The organism is Burkholderiales bacterium (genome assembly GCA_013695435.1).
In the GTDB taxonomy this organism is placed as follows: Bacteria; Pseudomonadota; Gammaproteobacteria; order Burkholderiales; family JACMKV01; genus JACMKV01.
In genome coordinates this window covers 1-4,191 of the sequence record JACDAM010000059.1, presented here as the reverse complement: position 1 = coordinate 4,191, position 4,191 = coordinate 1, and the positions used below count along the sequence as shown (strand labels likewise).

The window sequence follows — 4,191 nt, the reverse complement described above, 5'->3', positions numbered from 1 at the left end:
GACTCCATGTATGACAACGGCATCAAAGAAAAAATACGGCGCGAAGGTTTTCGCTACTCGACATCCAGCATTATCTTGAGGCGCGCGGCTACCGCGCGGACGGCTTCGAAGTGTCGCTCGACAAGCTGATCGAAGTCGGCATTCCCGCGATCGTCCTGATTCGCGATAGGAAATACAATCATTTCGTCGTCATCAAGGGTATCCGCGGGAATCGCGTGCTGGTCGGCGATCCTTCCCGAGGGTCGCGCGTTATTGCGCGAGCGGATTTCGAAACTCTGTGGCAAAAGCGGATCGCATTCCTGATCCATAACAAGCGGGAAAATGCGGCTTTCAACACTGCCGCGGACTGGCACGCACGCCAGGTGGCGCCGTTAAGGGATGCATTGAGCCGCGAAAGCCTGGCAAACATCACTTTGCTGCGTGCCGGACGCAACGACTTTTAAGACGATCGTCATGACCATCGTGAGAGCTGTTGTGGCCGCGGCGCTTCTGGGCGCGGCAGCCGAAGCCGCTGCTTGCGGACTACTCGCAACGCAAGCGCTATCCACCACTCTTTCGGATGGGTTCGTAGCCGCGCCGACGCACCTGGTCTTCGATTGCCGGATCGAGGCTTGCCGCCAGCTCGCGCAAGCCGAGCTCGATCGCATGCGCGGCGGTTTTTTCGATGAAACATCGCTGAAAATTTCGATTGGAATCGATCGCATCGTAGCGATCGGCAACGAATTGGTCGCGGTAACAAGGCTGACGATACCGGATCTTACTCAAGCGCCCAGCTTTGGAGCAGCGCCGGGTCAGCCCGCGTCCGCCTCGGGCGCGCCCGTTTCCGTTCCGACGATCGTCATACAGAACGGACCCGGCAATTCCATGACCGAAACGCTCTTGCCGGCCGCGCTGACCCTGATCCAAAATTCCTTCGACGACCAGCAGATCCGCAACATGACCCAACTCAATATTACGGTAGCGGACTCGATCTCGCGCGTTCGCTCGAATTGGCCGCGTCGTTGCAGCAATCGCTGCAACGTTCCCTGCGCTGATGTGAATCTCTAACGGACATTCCGGTTTCATTTCGAAAAGGAGAACAGCATGAATCGTGATTCCATGAAGCGAGGGGTTTCGCGAGCGCAGTCACAAATCGGTCCCGCTTAATGGCACTTTCAATCCGCACGATCCTGAACTACGCGGCGATTTTCGACGATCGAGGACTTCGAAGGCAACATCCGCAATACCTCCGGCACCGGACCGCTGGCGGCCACGGTCGCGTGCGACAACGGCGCGAGCACAAGCACGTTCGATCCCGACCACGGCCTTCTTGTCGGAGTTCGCCGTAACGGTTCCGCTCACGGGACGATCGGCGCGCAATCGGTTGTGATACGGTGCAAGACGGCGCCGGAAAGTTGTTCGTCGATGGGGTTGCAAGAAGGCCGCTTCGATAACAGACAATCCGGCGACGACCGGCTTATTTGACCAAGGCCGAAATGTCCTTGAATTCCTGCGAGCCGGCGCGCTGCAGCCATTCGAACAACACCATTTCCGTTGTGACGATCGCGATTCCTTCAGCGCGCAGACGATCGAGTGCTGCGTTGTAGTTTTCGATGGTGCGCGATCCCGTTGCGTCTGCGACAACGAAAGGCGTGAGGCCGGCATTTTTCAGGCCGATGGCGGTTTGCAGCACGCAGATATGCGTTTCCATGCCGGCGATCACGACCTGTTTCCGGTTCAGATCGGCGAGCCGCTGCATGAACAGCTTTTCCGCCGAGCACGCAAAAGACAGTTTCTCGATTCGTGCATCCGGCGGTAGCAGTTCGTCCAGTTCCGCAACCGTCGCACCCAGCCCTTTCGGATATTGTTCGGAAGCGAGAACGGGGGCGCCGAGGCGCTGCGCGCCCTTCAACAAAATCGCCGCGTTGGCGATCGTCTGTTGTCTGTTCGATACCGCAGGCGCAAGCCTCGCCTGAATGTCGATGACCAGTAAAGCGGATTGGTCGAGTTCGATGAGCATGGAAGATCCATCGGTTGGAGGTAAAGGTTGCAGGATCGCCGCATCACCATCCCGGCCATTGCCGAGCCTGGAGGTGCGGCATGATCAATGTTAGTTCTAAACCGTGGCGAGGTGGCTGGCGGTGCGAAAACACGATATCACCGTGTCCACCGTGTTGCCTCGGATGACTAAAAAAACGAAGGCCGACGCAGCGCGGAACGCACCGGCCAGCCCCACGCGGCGTTACCACCCGCCGCTACGAACGCGGTATTGAAATAGACGTTTCAGCGCAAGCCCAAAAACGACAAGATCGCGATCACGATTACGATCAGTCCGACGATGTAAATAATATTGTTCATGATCTATCCTCGATGATTGGGTTGTCGAGCGACCGCCGCTGGATAAACATTTTAGCAAGTTACGATGCCAAATTGAATATTTCTGTGCTTCGACAGAGGCTTGGCAAGCCTTGCGGCGGGGACAGCCGCTCATTCGTCTGCGGGAATTGTAAAAAGTACAGCTTCGTCTGGCTTTACCAGACTTCCGAACTCGCGACTCCGGCCCTCGACGCGCGTGGCGTGACCGCCCACGTCGGATTTAGCCCATTTGTTGGCCCGATTCGGCATCAAACGCTTCGCGTTCGAAAAAATTGTCGCGATAAGGGTGCCGGTTGCGGGCCAGTGCCCACAGGCTGGCGCCAACATATACCGGCAGGAAAAGCGGCCCCCAACGCTCGCATTGGCTGACGTGCACACGTTCGTGATAACGCGTCGCATCGAGCCGGGTTTGATCGCGGCCGAGCACAACGTGGCCGAAAGTTATCGCCGCGGCGCCGCCAGGGAGGAAGGTGACCCGGCGCAAAAGCGGCGCCACCAGGCCGCCGTGCACCTCCAGCACGCCGCTGACGATTCTGCAGCGCCCTTTGCCGGCCAGTGCAAGCGTGGCCAGCAGCAAGCCGATCGCGGTTGTCGGGGAAGCCCATAGATAGCGAAGCAGAGCGCGGACACACTTCAAGAGCAGGCCTCATCGCAACTTATTGCATCAATCGAGCGCCGCGATTCTTTGCACATAAGCTTCGATGTCGTACTTGCGCTCGAGGCCGCCGGCGGTCATGCACCTGACCGTGCCGTAGATGAGTCGCTCGGGGAACGGCCGGTCGTGCAAGCCGAACAGCCAGGCGACGTTTGCGTAGGAATTGGCATCGCGGCCGTCGAGAAAATATTTGTTGTTCAAAGTGAGCGCATTGCCGAATGCCTGTTCGGGCGTGGCCGACCACTCGAGAATTTTTTTGCCCCAGTACATGCGCATGGTGTTGTGCATGTATCCGGTGATTTTCATCTCGCGCATGGCCGCGTTCCAATAGCGATCGTGCGTGTTCGCGTCTTTGAGTTGCGTGAGGTCGTATGCGTGCTCGCGGCGGTCGCGGCGATGCTTGTGCAAGGTCGATTTCGCCCACGCCGGCAAACAGGTGAATTTGTCGTAGTCCGGCTGAAAATGGACGAAATTCACGCTCAATTCGCGACGCACGATCATCTCTTCGAGAAACGCTGCGCGGGCGGCATCCGCGCCTTGCTGTTGCCGGACTGCCAGCGCGATTTCGAGTGCTGCGATCTGACCGAAATGAAGATAGGGGCTCATGTGCGAACCGGCATCGGCGCCGGGATCGCTACGCTTATCGGCATATCGATCAAAATTTTTGCTTAGAAACGCGTGTAGCAGCGCGCGCGCCGGGCTTGCGCCGCCCTTGAAATAATGCGAGCGCGCGACACTGCGATCGATATTGAGTTGCGCGAGGGCATTGTCGAGATCGAGCTCGCGGTCCTGATTGCTGAAACCGGCAGAGTTGTCGAAACGCAGGCCGAGCGAATCTTTTTTAACCTGCTGCGTAACCGGCCGCTGCAAATAGCTTTCGATGCGTTTTTGAATTTTGGGACGTATCGTCCGGGCTGCGATCTCCTGTTTATCCGACGTTGTTTCGACGGGAACTATCGCGTCGGTTTCGACCTGAATCACGGTACAAGTCGCGCGCGTTGCCAGCGCATCGCGCCACTGCTGTTGATGGCGCAGGTAACCGCGATCGCAGATGATTATCGATGCCTGCTCACCCACCGCCAGCGCGACTTGCGGCGGCGCGCCGAGCTTCACGATTAGCTGGATGCCGCGTTCGCGCAGCATGGACTGCGTTTCGCGCAAGCCTTCGAGCATGAACGCAT

At 58.1% G+C, this 4,191-nt stretch carries 4 protein-coding genes and 1 pseudogene; 2 read left to right on the top strand and 3 right to left on the bottom strand.

What is annotated here, in order from left to right:
* Positions 1-17: 17 nt before the first annotated feature.
* Both H0V78_03545 and H0V78_03540 read left to right on the top strand, forming a co-directional pair.
* Positions 18-443: pseudogene (locus H0V78_03545) on the top strand (peptidase C39).
* A gap of 10 nt (positions 444-453) precedes the next feature.
* Positions 454-1,047, top strand: a complete 594-nt coding sequence (locus H0V78_03540) for a hypothetical protein (GenBank protein ID MBA2350880.1) — start codon at positions 454-456, stop codon at positions 1,045-1,047.
* 409 nt (positions 1,048-1,456) lie between these two features.
* Here H0V78_03540 and H0V78_03535 read toward each other — a convergent pair whose 3' ends face one another.
* From H0V78_03535 to H0V78_03525, 3 genes are all read right to left on the bottom strand, one after another.
* On the bottom strand, positions 1,457-1,999 hold the full coding sequence (locus tag H0V78_03535; GenBank protein MBA2350879.1) for a hydrolase: 543 nt from the start codon (positions 1,997-1,999) through the stop codon (positions 1,457-1,459).
* 576 nt (positions 2,000-2,575) lie between these two features.
* A complete protein-coding gene (locus tag H0V78_03530; protein MBA2350878.1) occupies positions 2,576-2,992 on the bottom strand; it encodes a hypothetical protein in 417 nt (138 codons plus the stop codon).
* 27 nt (positions 2,993-3,019) lie between these two features.
* Positions 3,020-4,191: deoxyribodipyrimidine photo-lyase (locus H0V78_03525; GenBank protein MBA2350877.1), on the bottom strand; the 1,172-nt coding region annotated here is incomplete at its 5' end.